Consider the following 24,079-nt stretch of genomic DNA (forward strand, 5'->3'; position numbering starts at 1 on the left):
GATGAGAACATGGAAGTTAGAGAAATACATTCATTTCATCTACATTCAGAAGAAGAATTTTCTGAAATTCAAGATAAACTCATACATAGCATTGAATTGAAAAATAACTTTTATCTAGAAGATGTCAGTTTAATTGCTGGAGTAGATCTAGCATATTGGGAAAAAGATGATAAGCACTACGGAACGTGTTGTATCGTTGTAATTGATTATCATACGAAGGAGGAAGTGGAGAAGGTTTATAGCTATGGGGAAATAGCAGTGCCGTATATACCAGGTTTTTTAGCGTTTCGTGAGTTGCCTTTAGTAATAGAAGCAGCCAAAAAGCTTACTTCTAATCCAGATCTATTTATGTTTGATGGAAATGGCTATTTACACTATAAACATATGGGGATTGCAACGCATGCCTCTTTTTTCTTACAAAAGCCTACAATCGGTGTAGCGAAAAGCTATCTTAAGATTAAAGATGTTGATTTTATCATGCCAGAGAATAAGGAGTTTGCTTTTAGTGATATTATGATTGATGACGAGGTATATGGAAGAGCTGTAAGAACGAAAGAGAATGTAAAGCCTATTTTTGTATCTTGCGGAAATAATATCGATTTAGATACGAGTGTTCAAATTGTGTTGGATTTAATAGGGAAAGAAAGTAGATTGCCAATTCCAGTTAGATTGGCAGATTTAGAAACGCATAAGGTAAGAAGAGAAAAGAGTAAAAATGAAATAGTATAGCCATTTATGTAATGTGAAAAGGGATAGGGAAAATAAGGTTTATGAGACTTATTGTAGGTTTAAAGACAAAGGACTCATACTTAGCACATAACGAAATTAAATAAGTTATATTCTGTTTTAAAGAGGCAGTTACATGCAAACAATTGGTATAATTATTATATATTTGAATCAATTTCATAGAGGAATAGGTGCATGATGAAAACGAATAATGATTCGATTTTTTATTACATCTAAAACTATTTCGGGAATTAACTTAATTTTATGAAATTTTTAATAGAGGATAACATAGAAGGAGAAATTTAAGGTAGTATAAAAAAAGAAAAACTTTAAAAGGGGATAGAAAATATAATGATGGATGAACAAGAATTGAAACAAGAACTGCAACAAATCAAAAATAACAATTATGCTGTACCAGAAGATGTGGACGCATATCCATATGCACAATGGATGCTAGATAATATCGGGTCACCTGATGCTGATTTGCGTGATGACTTGATTTACAGTACGATCCAACGATGGATTACAGGTGAAGTATTTAGACAAAAAGAGTTACGAGGACTATTACTGCAGGCGCTTAGTCCTGATTATTTGTTTTATAAAATCGGTGAAAAGGGAACAGACTCTGTTTTTAAGCGTGCTTTCTCGATTCTAATCCCACCGCTTATTTTATCCGTTCATGAAAAAGAACCGTTTTTATCTGAAGAACAACTTTACAGCGTGGCAGAACAAGTTCTTGAATATGTATATCTAGAGCAAGATGTAAGAGGCTATGTAGAGGGAAAAGGCTGGGCTCATTCTACTGCACATGCTGCAGATGCACTAAATGCTTTAGCACGTACGATACGAAATCGCGAATTTTCACATGCAATCCTTACTGTTATTCGTCATAAGGTTCGTCTGCACGATTACGTATACATAAACTTTGAGGATGAGAGATTGGTGACGGCAGTAATGTCATTATGGAACCAAAATCTCTTAACCCAAGAAGAATGGAACAATTGGCTTCATAGCTTTACAATCATTGAAGAAGCTCCAGCTTCTCAAAATGATATGTTGGTACAAAACATTAGATGCTTCTTAAGAAGTTTGTATTTTCAAGCGTTAGAACAAGAGGGAAACTCTTGGTTTACGATTGCTATACTGGAGACTTTAAAAAAACGGCATAGATTTTAAAGGTTTTTCCATATGGTTTATTGGTTTTAATGATCAAACCCACGCATATCAGATTCATAGCAAGGAAGCTGAAACGGTTATAAAGGACTGGTACAAAAAAATAAATTAATGAGAAATGCGCAAGTTTTGAAATTTGTTACATATATTTTAGTGAAAGGCCTTTCACCATTTTATCACCTAGGGGGCAATCATAATGAAATTTTTGTCTTACCTTACAGCAATTCTGGTGATTCTTGGCGGTTTGAATTGGTTGTTTGTGGCGCTGGATTATAATGTAGTTGAGAAATGGTTCGGTTCTACACCAGCTCTTGTGGATACCATTTATTGGCTTTTTGGTCTATCTGCTATTTATCAAATTTATGATCGGTTCTTTACGGACAATTAGCTCTTATAAATTTATGAATGGGGTGTTAGGCATGATAGAATGCTTAACACTTTTTTATATGTTTATGAATACAAATGCATCTGCAAACGGTTCCAATGCGTCTTACACCTCAATAAAGCAAAACAAATTGACCGTATATTTTATATGGGTTATAATTCAGAAAGTTTAAAAATTAGTCAATATAGAAATAGGGAGGTCGTAAGAGTGATGGAGAGGATTTACAATTTTTCAGCAGGACCATCTATATTCCCTTTGCCGGTTTTAGAAAAAGTGCAAAAGGAGCTTTTAAATTATAACGGGACAGGCATGTCTGTTATGGAAATGAGTCACCGATCTTCGCAGTTTCAAAATATTATAGATGAAGCAAGTAGCTTGCTTCGTGAATTGATGCACATTCCTGAGAATTATGATGTTTTATTTTTACAAGGAGGGGCATCCCTGCAGTTTTCAATGGTTCCATTAAATGTAATGACTGAACATAAAAGAGCTGGATACATAATTACAGGCTCCTGGTCTAAAAAAGCCTTACAGGAGGCACAAAAAATTGGGGAAGCAGAAGTTATTGCTTCATCGAAAGAAGAGCATTTTTCAACGATTCCACATGTAGATAGTTCAATGGTTTCAAAAGAACTAGATTATGTACATATAACAACTAATAACACAATTGAAGGAACGAAATATGTTGAACTGCCAAAGTTAGAGAATATTCCACTTATTGCTGATATGTCTTCAAATATTTTATCAGAAGAATACGATGTAGAGAAATTTGCTTTGATTTATGCGGGAGCGCAAAAAAATTTAGGGCCTGCAGGATTAACGATTGCGATTATTAGAAAAGACTTAATTGGTAAAGCGAATACTTCTTGTCCTACAATGTTAAACTATGAAACTTACAGTAAAAATAATTCCTTATATAATACACCACCATCCTTTAGTATTTATGTGACGAAGCTAGTACTGGAATGGCTAAAGGAGCAGGGCGGCATACCTGCGATTGAAGAACAAAATAGGAAAAAAGCAGCGATTCTATACAATTTTTTAGATGAATCAAAATTATTTACTTCACCGGTCGATCCTGCGTATCGTTCGCTTATGAATATTCCATTTACAACACCATCCAATGATTTAAATGAGCAATTTTTACAAAAGGCGAAAACGTTAGGTCTTGTTACGTTAAAAGGGCATCGTTCTGTAGGGGGAATGAGAGCGAGTATTTATAATGCAATGCCAGTTGAAGGTGTTCAAAAATTAGTAGACTGCATGAAGGATTTTGAGCTAGAGAATAGATAGGGAGATGGGGAAATGTTGCGCATTCAAACGTTAAATCAAATTGCTGAAAAAGGCTTGCAAATTTTTGAAGAAGGACGCTATCAAGTTGCAGAAGGCTTAGAACATCCAGACGGTATATTACTCCGAAGTTTTTCCTTACATCAAGAAGAGTTTTCAAAAGATGTAAAGGCAATCGCTAGAGCGGGAGCTGGTGTAAATAATATTCCTGTAGAACGTTGTACAGAAAGAGGTATCGTTGTTTTTAATACGCCAGGAGCAAATGCGAATGCAGTGAAAGAACTAATTCTAGCGAGCCTTATTATGTCATCACGTAATATAATAAATGGGGTTGGCTGGACAAAAGCATTAGAAGGTGAAGAAGTTCCACAGCTTGTAGAAGCAGGAAAAAAACAATTCGTTGGCTCAGAAATAGCAGGAAAACGACTTGGTGTGATTGGACTTGGTGCAATTGGCGCTCTTGTCGCAAATGATGCATTATCCCTTGGTATGGATGTTGTTGGATATGATCCATATATATCTGTTGAAATAGCATGGCGATTATCAACACATGTACAACGTGCATTTAGCTTGGATGAAATCTTCTCAACATGTGACTATATTACATTGCATATTCCACTGACAGATCAAACGAGAGGTATTATTGGAGAACACGCAGTGCAAACGATGAAAAAAGGTGTTCGCCTCTTTAACTTCTCAAGAGGAGAACTTGTGGATGAAATTGCATTAGCGAAAGCTTTAGAAGAAGGAATTATGAATCATTACGTAACTGACTTTCCAAATGAGAATGTCATAAAAATGAAAAATGTAACGGCAACACCTCACCTTGGCGCTTCCACATATGAATCTGAAGAGAATTGTGCAATTATGGCTGCCCGCCAGTTACGTGACTATTTGGAGACAGGAAATATTCGTAATTCAGTAAACTATCCCAATGTAGAACTTCCTTATGTCGGAAAGAAACGAATTACAATTATGCATCAAAACGTTCCGAACATGGTGGGGCAAATTACAGGGTGTTTAGCGGAACATCATATTAATATTGCGGATATGATAAACCGTAGTAAAGGCTCTTTTGCATATACAATGATTGATATCGATAATGGAATTGATGATATAATTAAAGAAAATGTAGTTGAAAACATAAAGAAAATTACAGGTGTAGTAGCTGTTCGAATGATTGTATAAAGGAGAGAGAAATTTGGCGACAATTCGACCATTTAGAGCAATTCGTCCAGTATCTGATAAAGCTGCACAAGTTGCAGCACTGCCGTACGATGTGTTAAATAGTGAAGAAGCAAGAGAAGTTGTAAAAGGGAACCCATATTCGTTTTTACATATTGATAAAGCTGAAATAGACTTAGATCCATCTGTTTCACCATATGATAATAGCGTATATGAAAAGGCAAGTGAAAATTTACAACGTTTCATACAAGAGGAAGTATTCATACAAGAGGAAGAACCATGTCTTTATATTTATCAATTAACGATGCAAGGAAGAACGCAGTCTGGACTTGTTGTTTGTACATCAATTGATGAGTATACGGATAATACAATTAAAAAGCATGAGCGGACCCGTCATGAAAAAGAACAAGATCGCATTCGTCATGTAGATGTATGTAATGCGAATACAGGACCTATTTTTTTAACATATCGCACAAAAGAAGAAATAACAAAATTCATTGTAACTTGGCAAGAAAATCACACACCAATTTATCAATTCACAGCGGATGACGGTGTAGAGCATGTCATATGGAAAATTGCAGAAACGAATGCGATTTCAGCATTAGTAGAATCATTTGAAGAGATTCCATCTTTATACATTGCGGACGGACATCATCGTTCAGCATCCGCGGCGAAAGTTGGATTAATGCGTAGAGAGCAGCATCCAAATTATACAGGAGAAGAAGAATTTAACTTCTTTTTATCTGTTTTATTTCCTCATGGTGAACTATCGATTTGGGACTACAATCGCGTTGTGAAAGATTTAAATGGTTTATCAGAAGAACAATTCTTACAGCAAATTTCGCAATACTTTTATGTGGAAGAAGTAGGTGTTTCTCCTTATAAACCAACTGAACCAAAATCATTTGGTATGTATTTGGATCAGAGATGGTATAAATTAATCGTAAAAGAAGAAACGTTTGATGCACATGATGTTGTAAAAGGTTTAGATGTTTCTATTTTACAAGACCATTTACTCAGTCAAGTGTTACAAATTCATGATCCGCGTGCAGATAGTCGCATTGATTTTGTTGGTGGTATTCGCGGTTTAGAAGAGTTAGAGCGTCTTGTAAACCGTGGCGATTATAAAGTAGCGTTTGCTTTATACCCGACATCAATGGAAGATTTATTAGCAATTGCCGATGCGGGAGAAGTGATGCCACCAAAGTCAACATGGTTTGAACCGAAGCTTCGTAGTGGACTTTTTATACATTCTTTAGAATAGAGAGAAAGACAGCATATTATGTGCTGTCTTTTTTCTTTTGACCAATGCTCTTTCAATTCCTTGTCCTGTAAGGATTCGATACATCTTCATATATGGCCAAAATAGTTTTCTATACAAGTTCAGAAGAATAAGAGAAAGAGGAGATGGGCCTGATTTGGGGAGGGAATGACAAAATAACAGGGGGATACATGAATAGAATTAAAAGGAGATAAACCTACTAAAAATGATAGATGTAAATATTTAAAATATATGTAAAAAAATTTAAAAAACGCTGTGCATTTTATTTTAAATCGTATTAATCTTGTAATGAACAAGTTATATATTCTTTAAAGGGGGAAAAATCATGGACATTATGATTGAAAAAATTCCGGCATATCGAATTGCTTACATAAGGCAGACGGGACCTTATGGAATTAACAATATGCGAACAATGGAAAAAATAAAAGAATGGGCAAAATCTAACCAATTATTTAATGAAGAATCGATAATTCTTGGAATTGCTCATGATAATCCGGAAACTACTAAACCTGAAAACTGTCGTTATGATACTTGCATAGTGGTTTCAAACGACTATTCAGTAACGAATGAATATGTAAGACAAGGTGATATTGTTGGAGGAAAATATGCTGTTTTTAAAATTAATCATACAGCAGAAGCAGTTCAGAAAGCGTGGGTTGATATTTTTTCAGAATTATCAAGACAAAGATATCAATTTGATGGAACAAGACCAATCATCGAAAGGTATGTAGTCAAAATGGTTAATAATCATCATTGTGAAATTTGTGTGCCTGTATTTTAAAGTAGTAATGTTCTTTTCCTTGCAAAAAACACAATAGTTTCTTAATGTTATGGTGTAGAAGGATAAACAAGGAAGGACTTAATGAGTATGATACATATTTTATTAGCTGATGATGATAAGCACATTAGAGAATTATTACATTATCACTTACAAAAGGAAGGGTATAAAGTTTTTGAGGCTGAGGATGGAAAAGTGGCGCAGTCTATAGTAGAAAGGGAAAATATTCACCTTGCCCTTGTCGACATCATGATGCCGTTTGTTGACGGGTATACACTATGCGAAGAAATTAGAAAATATCATGATATACCTGTTATATTATTGACTGCTAAAGATCAATTAGTGGATAAGGAAAGAGGATTTATTTCAGGCACAGATGATTATATTGTAAAACCATTTGAACCAGCGGAAGTGATTTTTCGTATGAAAGCTTTACTTCGCCGGTATCAAATGCTGAGTGCGGACGTAATTACACTGCACGGAACAACGATTGATCGAAAAAGCTTTGAGGTGAAATGTAACGATCAAACGATTTTACTACCATTAAAGGAATTTGAATTACTGTCACAACTGGCAGGTTATCCTGGTAGAACATTTTCAAGAGAAGAGTTAATTGAACTTGTTTGGGGGATGGATTTTGAAGGGGATGAGCGTACGGTTGATGTTCACATTAAACGTCTTCGCGATCGCTTTTCAAAAAGAACAGATGATTTTCAAATTAAAACGGTACGCGGACTTGGCTATAAGTTGGAGCTGAAATAAGATGAAATCACTTTATTCTAGATTTGTATTAATTACCGTTGGGATTATGCTTCTTAGTAGTATCATTGGTTTTTTATTAACGAATGTGTATTATCAAGTGAAATTAAAACCGTATAATAGTGAAAAGATTTTACGTTATACAGAGGAAATAAAGGATTTGTATGAAAAACAAAGTGAAGAAACTAAGGTTGAGTATTTACACTCCATCGCAAAATTAGGGTATGAGATTTATGTAGTGGATGATCAAAAACAAGGGAAACGGATTGGAAATGCGTTTCGGACGATAAAGATTAGTGACGCTACCATTGATGAAGTATTAGAAGGAAACACATATAATGGTGTTTCTACTTATCCAACCCGTCTATTTATAACAGGCTTTTTTGATAATGAATTAATTAATAGCGTCGGGGTTCCACTACAACATGGTGATAAGCAATATGCTTTATTTATTCGTCCTGATATTCAGCAGCAGTTTGGTGAAATGAGGATTTTCTTGGCGCTATTACTCGGGTTTATTGTTGTATTAAGTATCATTTTTATTGCGATGGCAGCGCGTTATATCGTTCGTCCAATTCAAACATTTACAAAAGCAACGCAGAAAATTGCGAGTGGTGAATATGATATTGAACTAGACGAAGGACGAAAAGATGAAATTGGGACATTATCTACAAGTTTTAAAAAGATGACAAAAAGTATAAAAGAGTTAGATCAAATGAGACAAGAGTTTGTTTCCAACGTATCTCACGAATTTCAATCTCCGTTATCTTCTATTCAAGGTTTTTCAAAGACATTACAGTCAGAAAAGATGACAGAAACGGAACGGAAACATTATTTGCAAATTATTGAAGCTGAAAGTAAACGAATGTCTAGTTTATGTAAACAGTTGCTCACGCTGGCTTCATTAGATAAAGAGGAAAAGGTTCTGCAAATTAAAGAGTTTGCTTTGCACAAGCAAATGAAAGATGTCATTTTTATGCTCGAATGGAAATGGCGTGAAAAAGATATAGCGGTTGAATTTGATGTACCTAACATAAATATAAAGGGTGATGAGAATTTACTTCATCAAGTTTGGACAAATATATTTACAAATAGTATTAAGTTTACAGACCAAGGCGGAACGATAGATTTTGCTGCTAAAGAGCTAGAAAATAGCGTGGAAATCTCTGTTTCAGATAGCGGGATTGGTATGGAGCAAGAAGAGATAAATCGCATTTTTGATCGGTTTTATAAAGTGGATACAGCAAGAACTCGTAATGTAGAAGGAAGTGGCTTAGGTTTATCTATTGTGGATAAAATTGTTGAACTGCATCAAGGGACAATTTCAGTGGAGAGTGTAAAAGGAGAAGGTACGACGTTTCGAATTGCAATTCCTAAATGATGAGAAGCGTTATTTGATATAAGTAGTTCCGTTTTCGGGAAGAAACATTCTAGATAATAAAAAAGCATATCCATTCATATATGAATGGATATGCTTTTTTTTGATGTAACAATATTTCCGGAGTATTTTAAAAAGAGAGAAAAATTCTGTGATTTTATGTTAAAATTTAGAAGTTATTTAGCAATGACAAAAAGGGGAGAAAAAAATGTTACAAGCACTGATTTTTGATATGGATGGAACTTTATTTCAAACAGAAAAAATTTTAGAATTATCACTTGATGATACGTATAACCATTTGCGATCACTCAATTTATGGGATGCAGCAACCCCAATTGATAAATACCGTGAAATAATGGGTGCACCTTTGCCAAAAGTTTGGGAAGCTTTGTTACCTCATCATTCCAATGAAATAAGGGAACAAACGGATGCTTATTTTCTGGAAAGATTAGTTGAAAACATAAGAAGTGGGAAAGGGGATTTATACCCTCATGTAAAAGAAGTTTTCAGTTATCTAAAAGAGAATCATTGTGCCATTTACATAGCGAGTAACGGTTTAACGGAGTATTTGCAAGCAATTGTGAGTTACTATAAATTAGATCATTGGGTTACTGAAACATGTAGTATTCAGCAAATCAAAACGCTTAATAAAGGTGATTTAGTTAAAACAATTATACAAAAATATGATATAAAAAAGGCAGCAGTAGTTGGAGATCGCCTATCCGATATAAATGCAGCTAAAGATAATGGTTTAATTGCAATTGGCTGTAATTTTGATTTTGCACAAGAAGATGAACTCGCTCAGGCTGATTTGGTAATAAATGATTTAATGGAGCTAAAAACGATATTTCCTAAATTTACGGAACAAAAGGGAGCTTTAACTGAATAAAAATCATAAACCAACCTCAGGCTGATATTCTCTGAGCGTTTTTGTTTGTAACCTTCTGTTCATATTCCGTTCATATTTCTTTTTTAAGATGAGTACATAGAAAGAGATAGGAAGGAGAGAGCAAAATGTTTTTAGCTCTGCGTGAATTGAAACAATCAAAATTAAGATATGGATTAATCGGGCTCATCATGGTTTTATTATCATTTTTAGTCCTTGTGATTTCTGGGTTAGCAAATGGTCTATCGTATGATAATGCATCATCGATTCAAAATATGGATGCAACAAAATTTGTATTAGCAGATGATGCGGAAAATAAATTACTCCGTTCACAAATTAAGCAAGAAGATGTGGACAGTGTAGTGGGGCAAGTGGATGCAAAAGATGCGGTACCATTTCGTGTGAAAGTGTCTACGTATGAGAAGAAGGATAGTTCAAAAAAAGTTGATATTGCAATTTTTGCAAGCGAGCGTGACACGTTCTTAGAACCAAAGATTGTGCAAGGAAATGCGTTAGGAACAGCGCAAGATGAAATGGTTGCTGACGAATCAATTAAAGAAAAAGGGATAGACATTGGAGATACAATTGTTGATCCCGTGTCTAAAAAAGAATTCAAAATCGTTGGTTTTACGAAAGATCAAATGTTTAGTCACACACCTGTTGTGTATGTGAATCAAGATGTATGGGGAGAAATCGCGCAGCCAAACCAAAAGGATTATAGCGCAATTGCACTTCGTACGGATAAGGAAGTAAAAAACGCACATGTAATTGAGAAAAAAGAAGTTCTTCAAAGCATTCCAGGTTTTAAAGAAGAACAAGGAACATTAACAATGATCATTGCATTCTTGCTTGTCATTGCTGCTTTATTAATCGGTGTATTCTTCTATGTCATTACACTACAAAAAACACAGCAATTAGGTGTATTAAAAGCAATTGGAACGAAAAATTCGTATTTAGCAAACAGTTTAGTTGTGCAAGCATTATTCTTATCTGTTGTCGCAATGGTAATAAGCATTGTGCTTGTAGAAGGACTGCAAAAGATTTTACCAGAAAGCATGCCGTTCTTATTAACGACAGCTATGATTGGTCAATATGCAGGAATCTTTATTGTCATTAGTATTCTTGGAACACTTATTTCTTTATATCAAGTATTAAAGGTTGATGCACTAGAAGCAATTGGAGGTGGCATGTAATGACTTCATTATTAAAATTAGAGGAAGTAAGTAAAGTATACGGTGAGGGAAATACAGAAGTAACAGCTCTTCATCCCATCTCACTTGATGTAAAAGCAGGAGAGTTCATCGGGATTGTAGGACCTTCTGGTTCAGGGAAAAGTACACTATTATCGATTGCGGGAGCATTATTATCACCGTCAAAAGGAAATATTTATATTCGTGAACAAAATATCACGCATTTATCAGAAAAAGAAATGACAGATATTCGTTTAAGAAAAATCGGGTTCATTTTTCAGTTTGCAAATTTAGTTCCCTATTTAAATGTGAAAGAACAACTACTTTACATTGCAAAGTTAAAGAAAGAAGACCGAAAAGAATCTGAAAAGCGTGCGGATCATTTACTAGCTGCATTTGGACTCTCACAGAGAAAAAATCATTACCCAAATCAATTATCTGGTGGAGAACGACAAAGGGTAGCGATTGCTCGTGCTTTCATGAATAATCCAGATTTAATCTTAGCAGATGAACCAACGGCCAGCCTTGATTCTAAGCGCGGACGCGAAGTAGTTGAAATGATGAAACGAGAAGTAAAAGAAAGCCAAAAAGCAGCGATTATGATTACGCATGATGAAAGAATGCTCGATGTATGTGACCGTATATTAACATTGCGTGATGGGAAATTAGTATAGAAATACGAAAAAAAGCACAGGAATTATTCTTGTGCTTTTTTTACATCCATCGTATGTTAAATGTTATAATAATTTTATTATTCTGTAATTCAGGTGAACGGAGGGGAAATATGGAAAAGAAAATCATACATCTTGAAGGGCTTATTATTTTAATAGCCACCATTTATGTATATGCATTATATGAGTTTAGTTGGTTGACTTTTTTCTTATTGCTTTTAGCACCAGACGTTTCTATGCTAGCATATCTTCTGAATGACCAGATTGGGGCACAGGTGTATAATTTGTTTCATACATACGTAGTGTCTATATTACTTATTTTAGTAGGTGTATTTCTTAAATTAGATGTTGTTTTTATGATTGGTTTAATTTGGACGGCTCATATTGGAATGGACCGTATGTTTGGATATGGGCTTAAATATAAAACAGGTTTCAAAGATACTCACATTCAAAAGTTATAAGATGAAGTTGATTCCACAATACCAAGCAGGTTATATGATTTTTGAACAAAAAGCACACAATCCCTCTTTACACTTTTTACAAAGAGTTCATATTCTTTACACTTAAATCAATAGCTCATTACTACTACCTCGTTTTGGGATTGAAATGAACAAACCTTTTCTTAAAGAATACTTAAAACTGAATTAAACTACTTTTTACAATCTCTCTTTATACTATAAGCGGGACAAGCACCTGAGAATAAAACAACACGTGTCGATTTAATCATGTTATTAGGGGGAGAACACGTGAAAAAGATAGTTTTATCATTGGCAGCTATCACAACACTATTGCCGGTTTTTTCAATGAATGTTGAAGCGAAAGAACAGGAGCGAGTAAGAAAGCCAGCAACTATGTTCAATGTAGTGAGTGATATTCAAGGGGACTTAGGGGATTTTGATCATGTATTAAAAGATATGAATAAGGTAACACCGCATTACCGTGCTTTAATTATGAATGGTGATATTACAGGGACAGGATTGCAGTATCAATATGATGATGTGAAACGTGTATTACATAAAAATAAACATCCAGAAAACGTTTGGTCTACAGTAGGAAATCATGAGTTTTATGCACCAAAATGGACATCTGATGGTAAACTTGCTCAAAACACATGGCTTAATGGTGTGTTGTTCTCCAGTGGATGTCAATGAGCACAAGAGCGGCCTTGTTCTTGTATTGATTAACATTGGCTGTAATGAATGCCTCGATTACTGTATAAGTGAGAAATCATATTTACGTGTAGAGATGTAATAAAGCTAGCATAGGGTAGGCTGTTGATCACCCTATTTTAGCTTGAAGACATGATTTGTATGTTGAAAGGAGAAGAAGAACTATGACAATGACTTTGAAGCTTAGAGACGCCCTCTATGGTGAATTTGAGGTGGATGGTGTCTTATTAGAACTTATTTGCAGTGAGCCATTTCAACGATTAAAAGGCATTTATCAAGGTGGAGCTAGCTATCTTGTAAATGCAAATTGGGACAATACGCGGTATGACCATTCAATTGGCACGATGATGCTTGTGAACAAACTTGGAGGTTCATTGGAAGAACAAGTGGCGGCTTTATTACATGATGTTTCACATACGGCTTTTTCCCATGTTATTGATTATGTCTTAGGGCATAAAGAAGAGAATTACCATGAAACGATTTATGAACAGATAGTTGCCAGGTCGTCCATTCCTAATATATTGGCGAATGCTGGATTGGACTGGAAGAGCATCTTGCTTGATGAGAGCCAATGGACTTTATTGGAACAACCAGCTCCACAATTATGCGCGGATCGTGTTGATTATACATTGCGTGATTTATACGCCTATGGTCATATAACACTGCAGGAAGCACATTTCTTTTTAGAACAACTTGTGGTTCTGGACGGAAAAATGGTTTGCAGCGATCAATCAGCAGCGGAGTGGTTTGTGAGTACGTATTATAAAGAAGTCATTGGGCTTTTTATGGACCCGCTTAATATGTTTGGAAATGATCAGCTTGCCAAAACATTAAGGAGTGCTTTGCAAAAAGATGTGTTGTCTATAGAAGATTTTTTGAAAGAAGATGAAGCTGTTATACGCTTGTTAAAGGATTCTGGAGATAGCAGCATAGAAGCTATGCTGCATACGCTTTTTAACAGCAAAGTAGAGAAGGGAACCCGGTCTTGTTATGACGTCCATCAAACAACGAAACAGCGCCTGATGGACCCACTTGTTATCGTTTGTGATCAACTTGTTCCCGTATCTAACTTGTCGACTAGTGTTAAGGTGTTGACAAAACAAGCGAAGCAAACAATAGAAAGAGGCGTATATATAAAAATTTGCTCCCAGTGATGAGCGGATCAAATACCAGTTGATAACTTAAATAAACACTTCGCTGTTTCTAGATTAAACAGTGAAGTGCTTATTTTTATCATTTGAGAATTTTTAAAGCAACAAAAATTATTTCAAAACGACAATCACAACAGTGGGTTTGTAAAAAGATTAGTTAAATGTCCGATAAAGTAATGGTTTTTTTCATCATTCGAGTCGCTTTACTATAATAAATCAAGTATACTGAGAAATGTTTCCTAAAAATAATCTGTTCAGAAAAAACATTGAAGTTGTTTTTACTACATAAAGTTTCTTTAATTGAAAGTGTAACAGTTTTGAACAGCAAACAGAGTTAGGATACAATAATTACATGTATGAAATTTCAATAGAGGATCCAGAAGGAGAATGAGTATGAACTTAGCAAAATTCCCGAGAAAGAAATATACAGAATCATATACGCCAATTGAAAAATTAAATCATTTTTCTGAAGTGCTTGGCGGGCCTTCTATTTATTTTAAAAGAGATGATTTACTTGGCTTAACGGCGGGTGGAAATAAAACGAGAAAATTAGAATTTCTTGTAGCAGATGCACAAGCAAAAGGAGCAGATACGTTAATTACTGCTGGTGGTATTCAGTCAAATCATTGTCGTTTAACATTAGCGGCTACGGTAAAAGAGAAAATGAAATGTATTCTTGTATTAGAAGAAGGGCTTGAACCGGAAGAAAAACGAGATTTTAATGGGAATTACTTCTTATATCATTTATTAGGTGCTGAGAACGTTATTGTTGTGCCAAACGGAGCAGACCTTATGGAAGAGATGCACAAAGTAGCAGAAGAAGTAGCTAAAAAAGGACATACACCATACGTGATTCCAGTTGGAGGATCTAATCCTACTGGCGCAATGGGATACATTGCTTGTGCAGAGGAAATTATGGCTCAATCGTTTGAGCAAGGAATTGATTTTAGTGCAGTTGTTTGTGTAAGTGGTAGCGGAGGCATGCATGCTGGTTTGATTACTGGATTTTATGGAAATCAAACGGGGATACCGGTAATCGGAATCAATGTGAGCCGCGGAAAAGATGAACAAGAAGAAAAAGTATGTAAGCTTGTGCAAGAAACGTCAGCACACGTTGGGATTCCAAACTTTATTCCTCGTGAGGCAGTGACATGTTTTGATGAATATGTTGGGCCAGGTTATGCATTACCAACATCTGAAATGGTAGAAGCTGTTCAGCTATTAGCAAAAACAGAAGGGATTTTACTAGATCCAGTCTATACAGGAAAAGCAGTAGCGGGATTAATCGACTTAATCAGAAAAGGTACATTTAAGAAAGAAGATAACATTTTATTTGTACATTCAGGTGGTTCACCAGCTTTATATGCGAATACATCTTTATTTTCCTAATATATAAGAAAATCAGCACCAAAATTGATGTGCACCCCGATTGTTAGACACAAATAACAATTGGAGGTGTACTTTCTTTTATTATAATAACAAAAGAATTAAAGTGAAGTTAAAAGGAATGAGCCCGGTACAATACGAAGCCACTGAAAAACTTGCGTTTTTTATAAATAAATTCATTATAGAGAAAAATAAGGCGCTTTTTGTTCAATTTTGAACAGAAAACGCCCTATTTTTTTGTCTATTTATTACCCTTTTTCATTCAGAAGCTTCAAGATTCTTTTTAGATTGACAGCGAATATCGTCGTTGCGCCCTGAATTTGCATGCCAAATAAACCTGCACCTTTATTAAAGTCAAATCCTTTTCCGTTTGCTCGTCCATTTTGAGTAATCATTGGATTTAATTTAGAAATCAGTTGAATGCTTTGTTCTTTTGTATAAAGTAAATTGTTTTTCCCTGAATAAGCCGTGTCAGTGATGACTGTTTCAACTTCCATTCCTGTTACTTTACTTTTTTCAATCAGTTCTTGTAGATAATGTCCATCTGATTTTTCACCTGTTGTAACGACTGCTGCTGTAATAATACGTTCATTACTAATTGCTAAATGTGTTTTATAACCAAAGAAAGAACTGTCTGCTGTTTTATGTCCTACTCGTGCATCGGTATCTGTTGAATAATTTAGATGTTCTTGCGTATCTTCTACAGCTTCTTTTAACACGTCCAATTTTTCCTTTACGGCTGGTAGATGAGCGATTTGTGGTTTGTTTTCAATAATGGTAATCAATTCTTTACAGTAAGCTTTTCCACCTTGGATATTTACCATGTGATCATGACTATATAAAATCATAGTCATACCCACTATAAAGAGAAATTTTGAACTTGTGCTTCTCTCTTTTACCGAATCTTCCATCCCTATTAATCATTCATACAGTATGATACATATACAAACAAAATACCCACGTCAATTGACAACGTAGGCGATATAATCTGAATTATTGACATTCGAAGTGTCTATGTGCTCTAAAGGATTGCTTACTTAAATGAAAAGGATGCATAGGGTGCTTTAATCAATTATTTGATACTTAGTTAGCAAACTTTGAAAAAAGTCCTCACAGGTGTTAACAGCTTGATGTGTCATTAACTCGACTCCACCAAAACGAAAGACCTCATATCCTCGTAGTTTGAGTTCACGGTCTGCAGAAACCATATCAGCATACTTATTTACATCAGCCCTATCTCCATCAGCATAATGATGTTTACCATCGATCTCTATTACGACCCGCTCTCGATTATGTAGAAGCAGCAAGAAATCCATCCTTTGCCTTGGCAATCGTCTTTCTCCATTGAGCTCTCTTAGAGTGTACGGATCATAATGGAGATAAACTTGTGGTACTAATGCAGGGAGGTTGTCATGTAATACTGGGAGCATTTTTTCAAAATATGTTCTAAAGAATACTATTTCAGCGGGTGATGACAACGAATTTAGTAAGCGTTGATATAAGTGTCTTCCTACCTCTATATCTGTACCTGTGAATCCTTGTGTTTCCCTCCACCATTGTATTAGCTCTCGCCAAAGCAAACCATTTGAAGATATTGGGCGATCATAGACTAAGCAATACTCACGATTCCTCGTAATCTGTATATCGTTGTTTACAGAGTCAGTGATTACTATCTCAGGTTTAGGTCCATCTGTAGCAAAAATTAGATTTTTAACATCTCCCTGTACTCCTCCTCTGATTCTTAATACTTTGTAAAGGGGATAGCCAGACATTTCTCCTATAACTTGTAATTGAAATCCATCACCATCAAGATGAGCATTGATAACTTCCACATAAGTTTGCTGATCTTGTCTATTTTCTCTAACCGCAGGGTGTACAATTTGTTCCAAGAATGTAAACAGAACATCATCGCTACTATTATTGATATCTAAATAATCCCAATAGAGGAAGTTTTCATCCCAATCAGAATTATTGACCATATGTTGCCATATGTCCCTTCTAGCAGAGCTAAAACGGCTGTCTGTTGAAGGCATGTCGTCTAATGGCCATATTAGTTCTAGAAAATTAATTAACTCAAATCTACCAGTAAAATCACCTAATCTTAGAAGGGCATCTAGTAGGTTTCTACGTGTTAATATTGAAACTGAGTTATTCATTACCATCCCTCTTTCAAAGTCTTTAACTCCAAGACCTGTAATATATAAACTTCTATAAACCATTAGTGTAGTAGGGATTTGACCTACCATATTTCTTAGATGTTCAACGGTACCATAAATAAAAACCTGCATACAGTTTATCACATTACAAATAGAATGTATTTAATACGTTACCTTTTTCTTCCTTAATGATGCCGATGTATGTTAATTTGATCTGCGGTGTACTGTGGTTCAGTATATCCTGAAGCATTACTGCGTCTTTCGTACGTTTATAAAAACAGTAACCACTGGTTTTAAGCAGCGTATGCGTTCCAATTGCGTCAACTCTAGCAAAGTTGCCTGCTTCCTGTATTTGAAGGTAATTTTCCATATGATCGTTTAGCCGTTATTTATCGTAAGCGAAAATAGTATGCCGATGAAGTGAGAGTATTACAACGAGCGATTAAAGTATTCGGTAAGTTAACAGAAACTTCTCCAAGACAAGACGTTAATCCGAAACTAATAAAATTTAAGGAGCGTTTGGCGAAAGCTACCGAATTGTTAGAAAAGAATAAATAGGAATACGGCTATGTAAGCGCAAAAAGGACGCTCAATCCGCTGGGGAAAAACGTCCTTTTCGTTTACCAAAAGAGGATATAAAGTTACAAAATCCTACAGAAGAACAACAACCTGTATTTGGAGTGTTAGAAGATGAGGAATAGAGATAAGGCGGTTTTGAGTGATTTACTATGTCCCGTGATGACATTATCGATTTACATTTTAGTGGATTAAAAAATGCTGTGATATGTTGCAATACAGTTATGAAGCGATTAAGAAGGGATGGTCACGTAGATGCAAAAGTATCGTAGCAATCATATGTATATTTCTCTCAACCAAGTGCAATTCGAAAAAACAGTCAAAAGATTCCTCATTTCCTTGGAATCGTTGATATATATACAACGGGTTCAGTATGAGCAGCCCCAAATTTTCGATGTGGAACCGAGGTATGGAAAAAAATTCATGGAACCTGATGTATTTACAATATGGCGTAAATCTCCGTTTTTTATAGAAGTGCAAAAATCATTATATAGTAAGTCGGTAATGCAACAGAAAATCAATAGATATGAATGTTGCTATACAAGTTTAGAATGGCAAAGGGAATCATGGCAACCTAAAAACTCAAAGTTTTTCCCTTCCATCCTCATGATAACTGATAAATATTATGAGATTTATTCTTCTAATCTACGCATCTTTCAAGCTAATTCAATAAATGAGCTTATAAATAAAATAAAGGTAAGTTCAAAATAAAGTTTAATCAAAATTCTGTAGCGAAAATGCAGGGTTTTTCTTTTGCTTATTAGCTATTGGACAGTATAGTTAAAGAAGAAAATCAAATAGCATAGCCTACAAAAAAGAAAGCAAACTAAAATCAAGGGTGCTAATAACGAAAAAACACTACTTCGCTTATACATAGTGTATTTATAATTTGGCATCCTTGAAGGAATAACTAAATTAAACTAAAAGGGTGGTGAAAATATGACTAAAAATAATAAAAATCAAGTTAAGAATAATAACAACGCTCTACCAAAAGCAGATGTAGAATTTGCTGGAGAAAATGGACTTGAAAAAATAGCATTAAGAGCCCAAAAAAAATCAAAATAAGTAAACAATAAGGGACAGTAGATCTGTCCCTTTGTGATGAATAACAATAAAGTTATTTAATTTAATGTCTACAAATATGTATAACACCGTTCGACTTTTCGAATGGTGCTCAATTAGAGTTGATTAATCCTATACACTTTTTTAATAACCCACAGATGAATAACAATAGAGTTGTTTGAAATTCAGCTTTGGAGAAATACGTTCAACATCCAAACTAAGCTAAGGTAATTACAAATGAAAGTGTCCTATTAATATTTCAAAAAACACCTAATCCCATCTTCTCGCTATATTTTTAGTTAATTCCCTTGACTATAACGCTACGTCATAGTGCATAATTTTCACTATATTAAATAAGGAGTGAAAGAAATGAATATAAAATCATTACGCTCAGATAAAATATATCGAAAAATTTTACAAGCTCCAAAAGAGGAAAAGGTTGAGTTATACAGACAAGAAATGTTGGCTCCGTTTATGGGGAAATGGGAAATTCAACATGTTCCTTTTAAGGCTGAGGAGCCAAATGGTTTTGATGTTATTACATTGAATAATATAATGAGCATTTCTCCAAATCAGATTACAAATGAGATTACACCAGAATTAGAATTGATTTCGTCTGATTCTTTTTGGTCTGAGTGTAAAGAAGCTGTTAGGAAAAGCCTTCATTTATTTAGAGAGCATGATGTGAACCCTCGTGTATCCGATTACTTATTCACGATTCTATTAGGGGATCCAAATAGCCCTGCATTAATGTTAAATGAAGGATATAGTGGTGATGGAGGTATCCCTGGCTATATTTTGTGTACACTTGTGCCAAGTGAATACACAATACCTCGAATGAAAGCTGCTTTAGCACATGAATGTAATCATAATGTTCGATATCAATTTATTCAATGGGACCATACTGTTACTTTAGGTGAATTAATTGTTAGTGAAGGGTTAGCAGAAAACTTTGCTACTTCTATTTTTGGGGAAGATCTACTCGGTCCTTGGGTATCGAAAACAACTATAGAAATGCTTAATAGACATATTAAACCTGTGCTCAAGAAACAATTACAATTAACAGGATTTGATAAAATTGCACCGTATCTTTATGGTGATGAATTAGCAAAACTTCAAAACTATATGCCAGTCAATATGCCTTATGCTGCTGGTTATGCTTGTGGATACTATTTAATTAAATACTATTTGGAGAAAACAGGAAAAAACATCTTTGAAGCTACAATAACTCCTGCCAATCTAATATTAGATGAAATAAAAGGATTTTGGGATGAAGAAACAATTATTAACGGTTAAAGATATTGTCCAAATTACAGGCATAACAAAAAGAACCTTACAATATTATGATAAAATAAATTTATTAAAGCCAATTTACTTAACAGAAAATGGTTATCGACTCTATGATAGGAACAGTTTAGCAAAACTTCAAACGATTCTATTGTTTAAGGAAATGGAATTTTCGCTAAAGGAAATTGCGGATGTTTTGAAACTTACGAGAGAAGAACAGCAACAATTATTAAAGAAGCATAAACAAACTTTATTGTTAAAAAAACAACGTTTAGAAACAGTTATTACTGCGGTGGATGAGTATGTATCAGGAAAGGATATCTACAATTTAAATATTTTTAATAATTCATCCATTTTACCATTACAAGAACAACATGCTCATGAGGCGAAATTCATCTATGGAGAAACAGAAAAATACAAAGAATTTGAGGGGAAACTGAAAAAACTCTCTCCTAGTGAAAAAACGAACTTATTTCATGAATTCGAACAAAAAATGGAAAGAGTATTTAGAAAAATCGCTTCCTATATTAATCAATCACCTACTTCCGATGAAGTACAGCAATTAATTGTAGAGTGGAAAAGTTATCTCGAACAATCTATTGTATGTGACTCTGAAATGTTGACATGTATTGCAAAAACGTATAAATTTGATAATCGCTTCAAAAATTATATAAATCAATTTAGTAATAAAGACTTAGCTGAATTTTTATATAACGCTATTATACATTATACCAATAAACAGAAGAATTAATTTCATACTTTTATAATACAACATATAAATAAAAGATGGTGTTAATTGAAATTTTACACCATCTTTTTAAATAACTTTATTTGCTTTTAAACAACTTTATTGTCACTGCACACTTGGTCTTTCAAAATTAACCTGATGTTTTTTAGAGATACTAAAAGTAGGTTGTCATTAGGTGATCTTTTATTTGAACTAGGTTTCCGAAAAGAATTACCTCACTTCAATCGTGTGAAGGATGTAGCTCAACGATAAGGTGAGATGGATTTTCGGTTGGCGTCAGCCAAAGTGATTGAAATCCCTCATTGCGCTATCGGAAATGATATGTATACAGATTGTTCTTTGAAAACTGAAGATAAGAGATTGATACGAGAAAGATTCGTATTGTAAGATCTTCAATCAACTTGCCTTATACCTAATGCGCGAAAACCAAGCCTTGACGTTGGTATGGTAAGACCGTCACAATCACTAAAATACGGTGGGGTCGCCAAGAACAGAAACTGGTATTTTTGTATAACAAACACGAACTGTAGGAACTACGGGAATAGCTTAGTAACTAAGAGAAACCGCCAAGTAGTAACTTTCTTTGAAAGATATGTAAAAGCTATTTTCAATCGTTATAAAAATAAAGTAAAGTTTTGGATGACTTTTAATGAAATCAATAGCAGCTTGGTGATGCCCATTCAAGGTCTTGGTTTTTCAATTCAAAAAGAAGAAGATAAATATGAGCCTACCTTCCAGGCATATCATCACCAATTTGTCGCAAGCTCCATTGCGGTCAAAGCATGCCATGAGATCATTCCTAACTCCCAAATTGGTTGTATGATTCTCTTTGCACCTGTATATTCCTTTGATTCCAATCCAGAAAATGTAATGTATGCTCTTCAGGAAGAACAGCTTTTCAACTACTATTGTGCAGATGTACAAGTATGGGGTGAGTATCCAGCTTTCATTAAGAGATACTTGAAAGAACACAATATCAAATTGGGGATTCAAGATGGTGACTTAGAATTAATAAAGGAAGGAACTGTTGATGATATTGGCTTTAGTTATTACATGTCCCGCACTGAGAAGAAAGTGAAGACAGATGCGGAAGCAACGCAAGGGAATATTATTGGCGGTATAAGAAATCCGTTCTTAAAAGCAAGCGACTGGGGCTGGGAAATCGATCCTGTAGGATTACGAATCAGTTTAAACAAATTATATGATCGCTATCAAAAACCACTATTTGTTGTAGAAAATGGGTTAGGAGCCTATGACAAAATAGAAGAAGATGGCACAATCAACGATGACTATCGAATTGACTATCTTCGTGAACACGTTAAGGCAATGGGTGAAGCCATTGAAGATGGTGTTGAATTAATAGGTTATACAAGCTGGGGCTGTATTGATATGGTAAGTATGTCAACAGGCGAGTTCTCCAAACGTTACGGTTTCATTTATGTTGATAAACATGACGATGGCAGCGGAACATTAGAACGGAAAAAGAAGAAGTCCTTTTTCTGGTATAAAGATGTAATTGCAACCAATGGGGAGAAGCTATAAAAACTTATTACTATTAAGTTTCTTTTTACAAAGGAAATACTTTTGTTGAGAGCTACTGAGGTAGCTCTTTTTTATTTACATTATTTTGAATATATACTTTTTTAGTGATTTTGGTGATGATAAGTGATCTGAATATAAAAAACAAACTTTGCTTCTTTGTTAAGATATTTCGGTTCGCCATTTTTGCGAACGGTTTAACTTTTCTCAAAACGACACGACTTTGTGTGAGATTGCATAAGAGCTTGTTTGCATGTTCTACCATTTTTTATGTACAATGAGATTAAGAAAATGATATAGATAGAGAGAGGAAATCCATGTCCACTAAATTAGTGAACTTACGTATTGATTTTGCTTTTAAGCAGTTGTTTGGTACGAAAGGGAATGAAGAAATTTTAATCGGTTTCTTAAATGCCATATTAGAAGAATCTTTAGATGAACCAATTGTATCTCTACAATTGGAAGACCCGCATCTTCATAAGGCTTATGAAGACGATAAATTATCCATTTTAGATTTATTAGCAACATTAGAAAACGGAACGCAAGTGAATATAGAAATTCAGCTTCGAAATACCCATGATATGGTCAAGCGTTCTTTATATTATTGGTCTAAATTATATACGTCTCAAATGCAAGAGGGAATGCCCTATCGCTCACTTCGTAAAACAATTACCATTAATTTATTAGATTTCATACTGTTTTCTAATGATGAATCCTTTCATACAATCGGACAGTTATGGAATACGAAGGCACAACAAATCTTAAGTAATGACATTGAAATTCATTTTGTAGAGATTCCAAAACTTGTGAAACAATGGCGTGAAGAAAAAGTGAATCCATGGGAAAATACATTTGTACGCTGGATGTTATTATTACCAGCACATGAAGATGAACAATTAACTCAAACATTGGAGGAGATTGCAATGAATCAAGATCCAATTTTACAAAAAGCAATGAATAAATGGGAAAATATGAGTCATGACTCTACTTTTCGAACAGCTTATGAAGCACGCGAGAAGTTACTTCTAGATGAACAAGCTAAATTAGCGCATGCTCGTGAAGAAGGTTTAGAAGAAGGTCTGGAAAAAGGTCTAGAAAAAGGGAAAGCCCAATTAATTCGTGGCATGCATAAGAATGGAATGCCGTTAGAAGACATTGCGAAATTCACAGATTTAAGCATAGAAGAAATCCGAAAGATATTATTATAACGCATGCAGCTATGACTAAAGAACCGCTCTTGTAATTATTCAGAAGCGGTTCTTTGGTTATGAAGCAAAAACCCTTGCACACTATCGGACAAAT

The 24,079-nt window shown here is 34.6% G+C and carries 21 protein-coding genes and 5 pseudogenes; 23 read left to right on the forward strand and 3 right to left on the reverse strand.

Annotated elements, in window-relative coordinates; all coding sequences use genetic code 11:
- Positions 1–9: 9 nt before the first annotated feature.
- From HRG09_RS12535 to HRG09_RS29665, 17 genes and pseudogenes are all read left to right on the forward strand, one after another.
- The gene (locus tag HRG09_RS12535) at positions 10–729 is read left to right on the forward strand and encodes an endonuclease V (protein ID WP_174101110.1); all 720 of its coding nucleotides are present in this window, start codon (positions 10–12) and stop codon (positions 727–729) included.
- A 348-nt stretch (positions 730–1,077) separates the two neighbouring features.
- A complete protein-coding gene (locus HRG09_RS12540; protein ID WP_174101111.1) occupies positions 1,078–1,902 on the forward strand; it encodes a DUF2785 domain-containing protein in 825 nt (274 codons plus the stop codon).
- A 193-nt stretch (positions 1,903–2,095) separates the two neighbouring features.
- Positions 2,096–2,287, forward strand: coding sequence for a DUF378 domain-containing protein (locus tag HRG09_RS12545; RefSeq protein ID WP_174101112.1), 192 nt, complete (start codon positions 2,096–2,098; stop codon positions 2,285–2,287).
- A gap of 207 nt (positions 2,288–2,494) precedes the next feature.
- Positions 2,495–3,577: a 3-phosphoserine/phosphohydroxythreonine transaminase gene (gene serC, locus HRG09_RS12550; RefSeq protein ID WP_174101188.1), complete on the forward strand. Its 1,083-nt coding sequence runs from the start codon at positions 2,495–2,497 to the stop codon at positions 3,575–3,577.
- Between the two features lie 12 nt (positions 3,578–3,589).
- A complete protein-coding gene (locus HRG09_RS12555) occupies positions 3,590–4,762 on the forward strand; it encodes a 3-phosphoglycerate dehydrogenase family protein (RefSeq protein ID WP_174101113.1) in 1,173 nt (390 codons plus the stop codon).
- A 13-nt stretch (positions 4,763–4,775) separates the two neighbouring features.
- Positions 4,776–6,023 carry a DUF1015 domain-containing protein gene (locus HRG09_RS12560; RefSeq protein WP_174101114.1) on the forward strand — a complete coding sequence of 416 codons (1,248 nt, stop codon included), beginning with the start codon at positions 4,776–4,778 and terminating at the stop codon, positions 6,021–6,023.
- 343 nt (positions 6,024–6,366) lie between these two features.
- Positions 6,367–6,822: an AraC family transcriptional regulator gene (locus HRG09_RS12565; RefSeq protein WP_174101115.1), complete on the forward strand. Its 456-nt coding sequence runs from the start codon at positions 6,367–6,369 to the stop codon at positions 6,820–6,822.
- 81 nt (positions 6,823–6,903) lie between these two features.
- On the forward strand, positions 6,904–7,581 hold the full coding sequence (locus HRG09_RS12570) for a response regulator transcription factor (RefSeq protein ID WP_174101116.1): 678 nt from the start codon (positions 6,904–6,906) through the stop codon (positions 7,579–7,581).
- Between the two features lies 1 nt (position 7,582).
- Entirely contained in the window at positions 7,583–8,959 is a 1,377-nt protein-coding gene (locus HRG09_RS12575) for a sensor histidine kinase (protein WP_174101117.1), read from the forward strand.
- 205 nt (positions 8,960–9,164) lie between these two features.
- On the forward strand, positions 9,165–9,845 hold the full coding sequence (locus tag HRG09_RS12580; protein WP_174101118.1) for an HAD family hydrolase: 681 nt from the start codon (positions 9,165–9,167) through the stop codon (positions 9,843–9,845).
- A gap of 125 nt (positions 9,846–9,970) precedes the next feature.
- Positions 9,971–11,035: an ABC transporter permease gene (locus HRG09_RS12585; RefSeq protein WP_174101119.1), complete on the forward strand. Its 1,065-nt coding sequence runs from the start codon at positions 9,971–9,973 to the stop codon at positions 11,033–11,035.
- Positions 11,035–11,706 carry an ABC transporter ATP-binding protein gene (locus HRG09_RS12590; protein ID WP_174101120.1) on the forward strand — a complete coding sequence of 224 codons (672 nt, stop codon included), beginning with the start codon at positions 11,035–11,037 and terminating at the stop codon, positions 11,704–11,706. Before HRG09_RS12585 ends, HRG09_RS12590 begins: the two co-directional genes overlap by 1 nt.
- A 110-nt stretch (positions 11,707–11,816) precedes the next feature.
- Positions 11,817–12,164 (forward strand): DUF4260 domain-containing protein, encoded by a 348-nt coding sequence (locus HRG09_RS12595; protein WP_174101121.1) that lies wholly within the window; start codon positions 11,817–11,819, stop codon positions 12,162–12,164.
- A 285-nt stretch (positions 12,165–12,449) separates the two neighbouring features.
- Positions 12,450–12,830, forward strand: a pseudogene (locus HRG09_RS12600) (metallophosphoesterase family protein); the annotation flags it as partial.
- 212 nt (positions 12,831–13,042) lie between these two features.
- Positions 13,043–14,026 carry an HD domain-containing protein gene (locus tag HRG09_RS12605; protein WP_174101189.1) on the forward strand — a complete coding sequence of 328 codons (984 nt, stop codon included), beginning with the start codon at positions 13,043–13,045 and terminating at the stop codon, positions 14,024–14,026.
- Between the two features lie 390 nt (positions 14,027–14,416).
- Entirely contained in the window at positions 14,417–15,412 is a 996-nt protein-coding gene (gene cuyA / locus HRG09_RS12610; RefSeq protein ID WP_174101122.1) for a D-cysteate sulfo-lyase, read from the forward strand.
- Positions 15,413–15,452: 40 nt separating this feature from the next.
- Entirely contained in the window at positions 15,453–15,626 is a 174-nt protein-coding gene (locus HRG09_RS29665; protein ID WP_375335757.1) for an IS3 family transposase, read from the forward strand.
- Between the two features lie 31 nt (positions 15,627–15,657).
- On the opposite strand, the pseudogene HRG09_RS12620 reads toward HRG09_RS29665, so the two are convergent.
- The 3 genes and pseudogenes from HRG09_RS12620 to HRG09_RS28910 form a co-directional block, all read right to left on the reverse strand.
- A pseudogene (locus tag HRG09_RS12620) lies at positions 15,658–16,206 on the reverse strand (transposase); the annotation flags it as partial.
- A 267-nt stretch (positions 16,207–16,473) separates the two neighbouring features.
- Complete coding sequence (locus HRG09_RS12625; protein ID WP_174101124.1) at positions 16,474–17,565, reverse strand: AbiJ-related protein; 1,092 nt, start codon at positions 17,563–17,565, stop codon at positions 16,474–16,476.
- A 145-nt stretch (positions 17,566–17,710) separates the two neighbouring features.
- Positions 17,711–17,926 (reverse strand): annotated as a pseudogene (locus tag HRG09_RS28910) (tyrosine-type recombinase/integrase); the annotation flags it as partial.
- 367 nt (positions 17,927–18,293) lie between these two features.
- Here HRG09_RS28910 and HRG09_RS12630 point away from each other — a divergent pair.
- From HRG09_RS12630 to HRG09_RS12650, 6 genes and pseudogenes are all read left to right on the forward strand, one after another.
- Positions 18,294–18,852 (forward strand): annotated as a pseudogene (locus HRG09_RS12630) (replication-relaxation family protein).
- 228 nt (positions 18,853–19,080) lie between these two features.
- The gene (locus HRG09_RS29385) at positions 19,081–19,206 is read left to right on the forward strand and encodes a hypothetical protein (protein WP_262386267.1); all 126 of its coding nucleotides are present in this window, start codon (positions 19,081–19,083) and stop codon (positions 19,204–19,206) included.
- Positions 19,207–19,572: 366 nt separating this feature from the next.
- Complete coding sequence (locus HRG09_RS12635) at positions 19,573–20,499, forward strand: DUF2268 domain-containing putative Zn-dependent protease (protein WP_174101125.1); 927 nt, start codon at positions 19,573–19,575, stop codon at positions 20,497–20,499.
- Positions 20,474–21,241 (forward strand): MerR family transcriptional regulator, encoded by a 768-nt coding sequence (locus HRG09_RS12640; RefSeq protein WP_174101126.1) that lies wholly within the window; start codon positions 20,474–20,476, stop codon positions 21,239–21,241. The genes HRG09_RS12635 and HRG09_RS12640 overlap by 26 nt, the downstream gene beginning before the upstream one ends.
- Before the next feature lie 555 nt (positions 21,242–21,796).
- Positions 21,797–22,780: pseudogene (locus HRG09_RS12645) on the forward strand (glycoside hydrolase family 1 protein); the annotation flags it as partial.
- A gap of 314 nt (positions 22,781–23,094) precedes the next feature.
- Positions 23,095–23,985, forward strand: coding sequence for an Rpn family recombination-promoting nuclease/putative transposase (locus HRG09_RS12650; protein WP_174101127.1), 891 nt, complete (start codon positions 23,095–23,097; stop codon positions 23,983–23,985).
- Positions 23,986–24,079 lie beyond the last annotated feature (94 nt).

Origin of the sequence: Bacillus sp. Xin1, from assembly GCF_013314535.1 — a bacterium.
Classification (GTDB): domain Bacteria; phylum Bacillota; class Bacilli; order Bacillales; family Bacillaceae_G; genus Bacillus_A.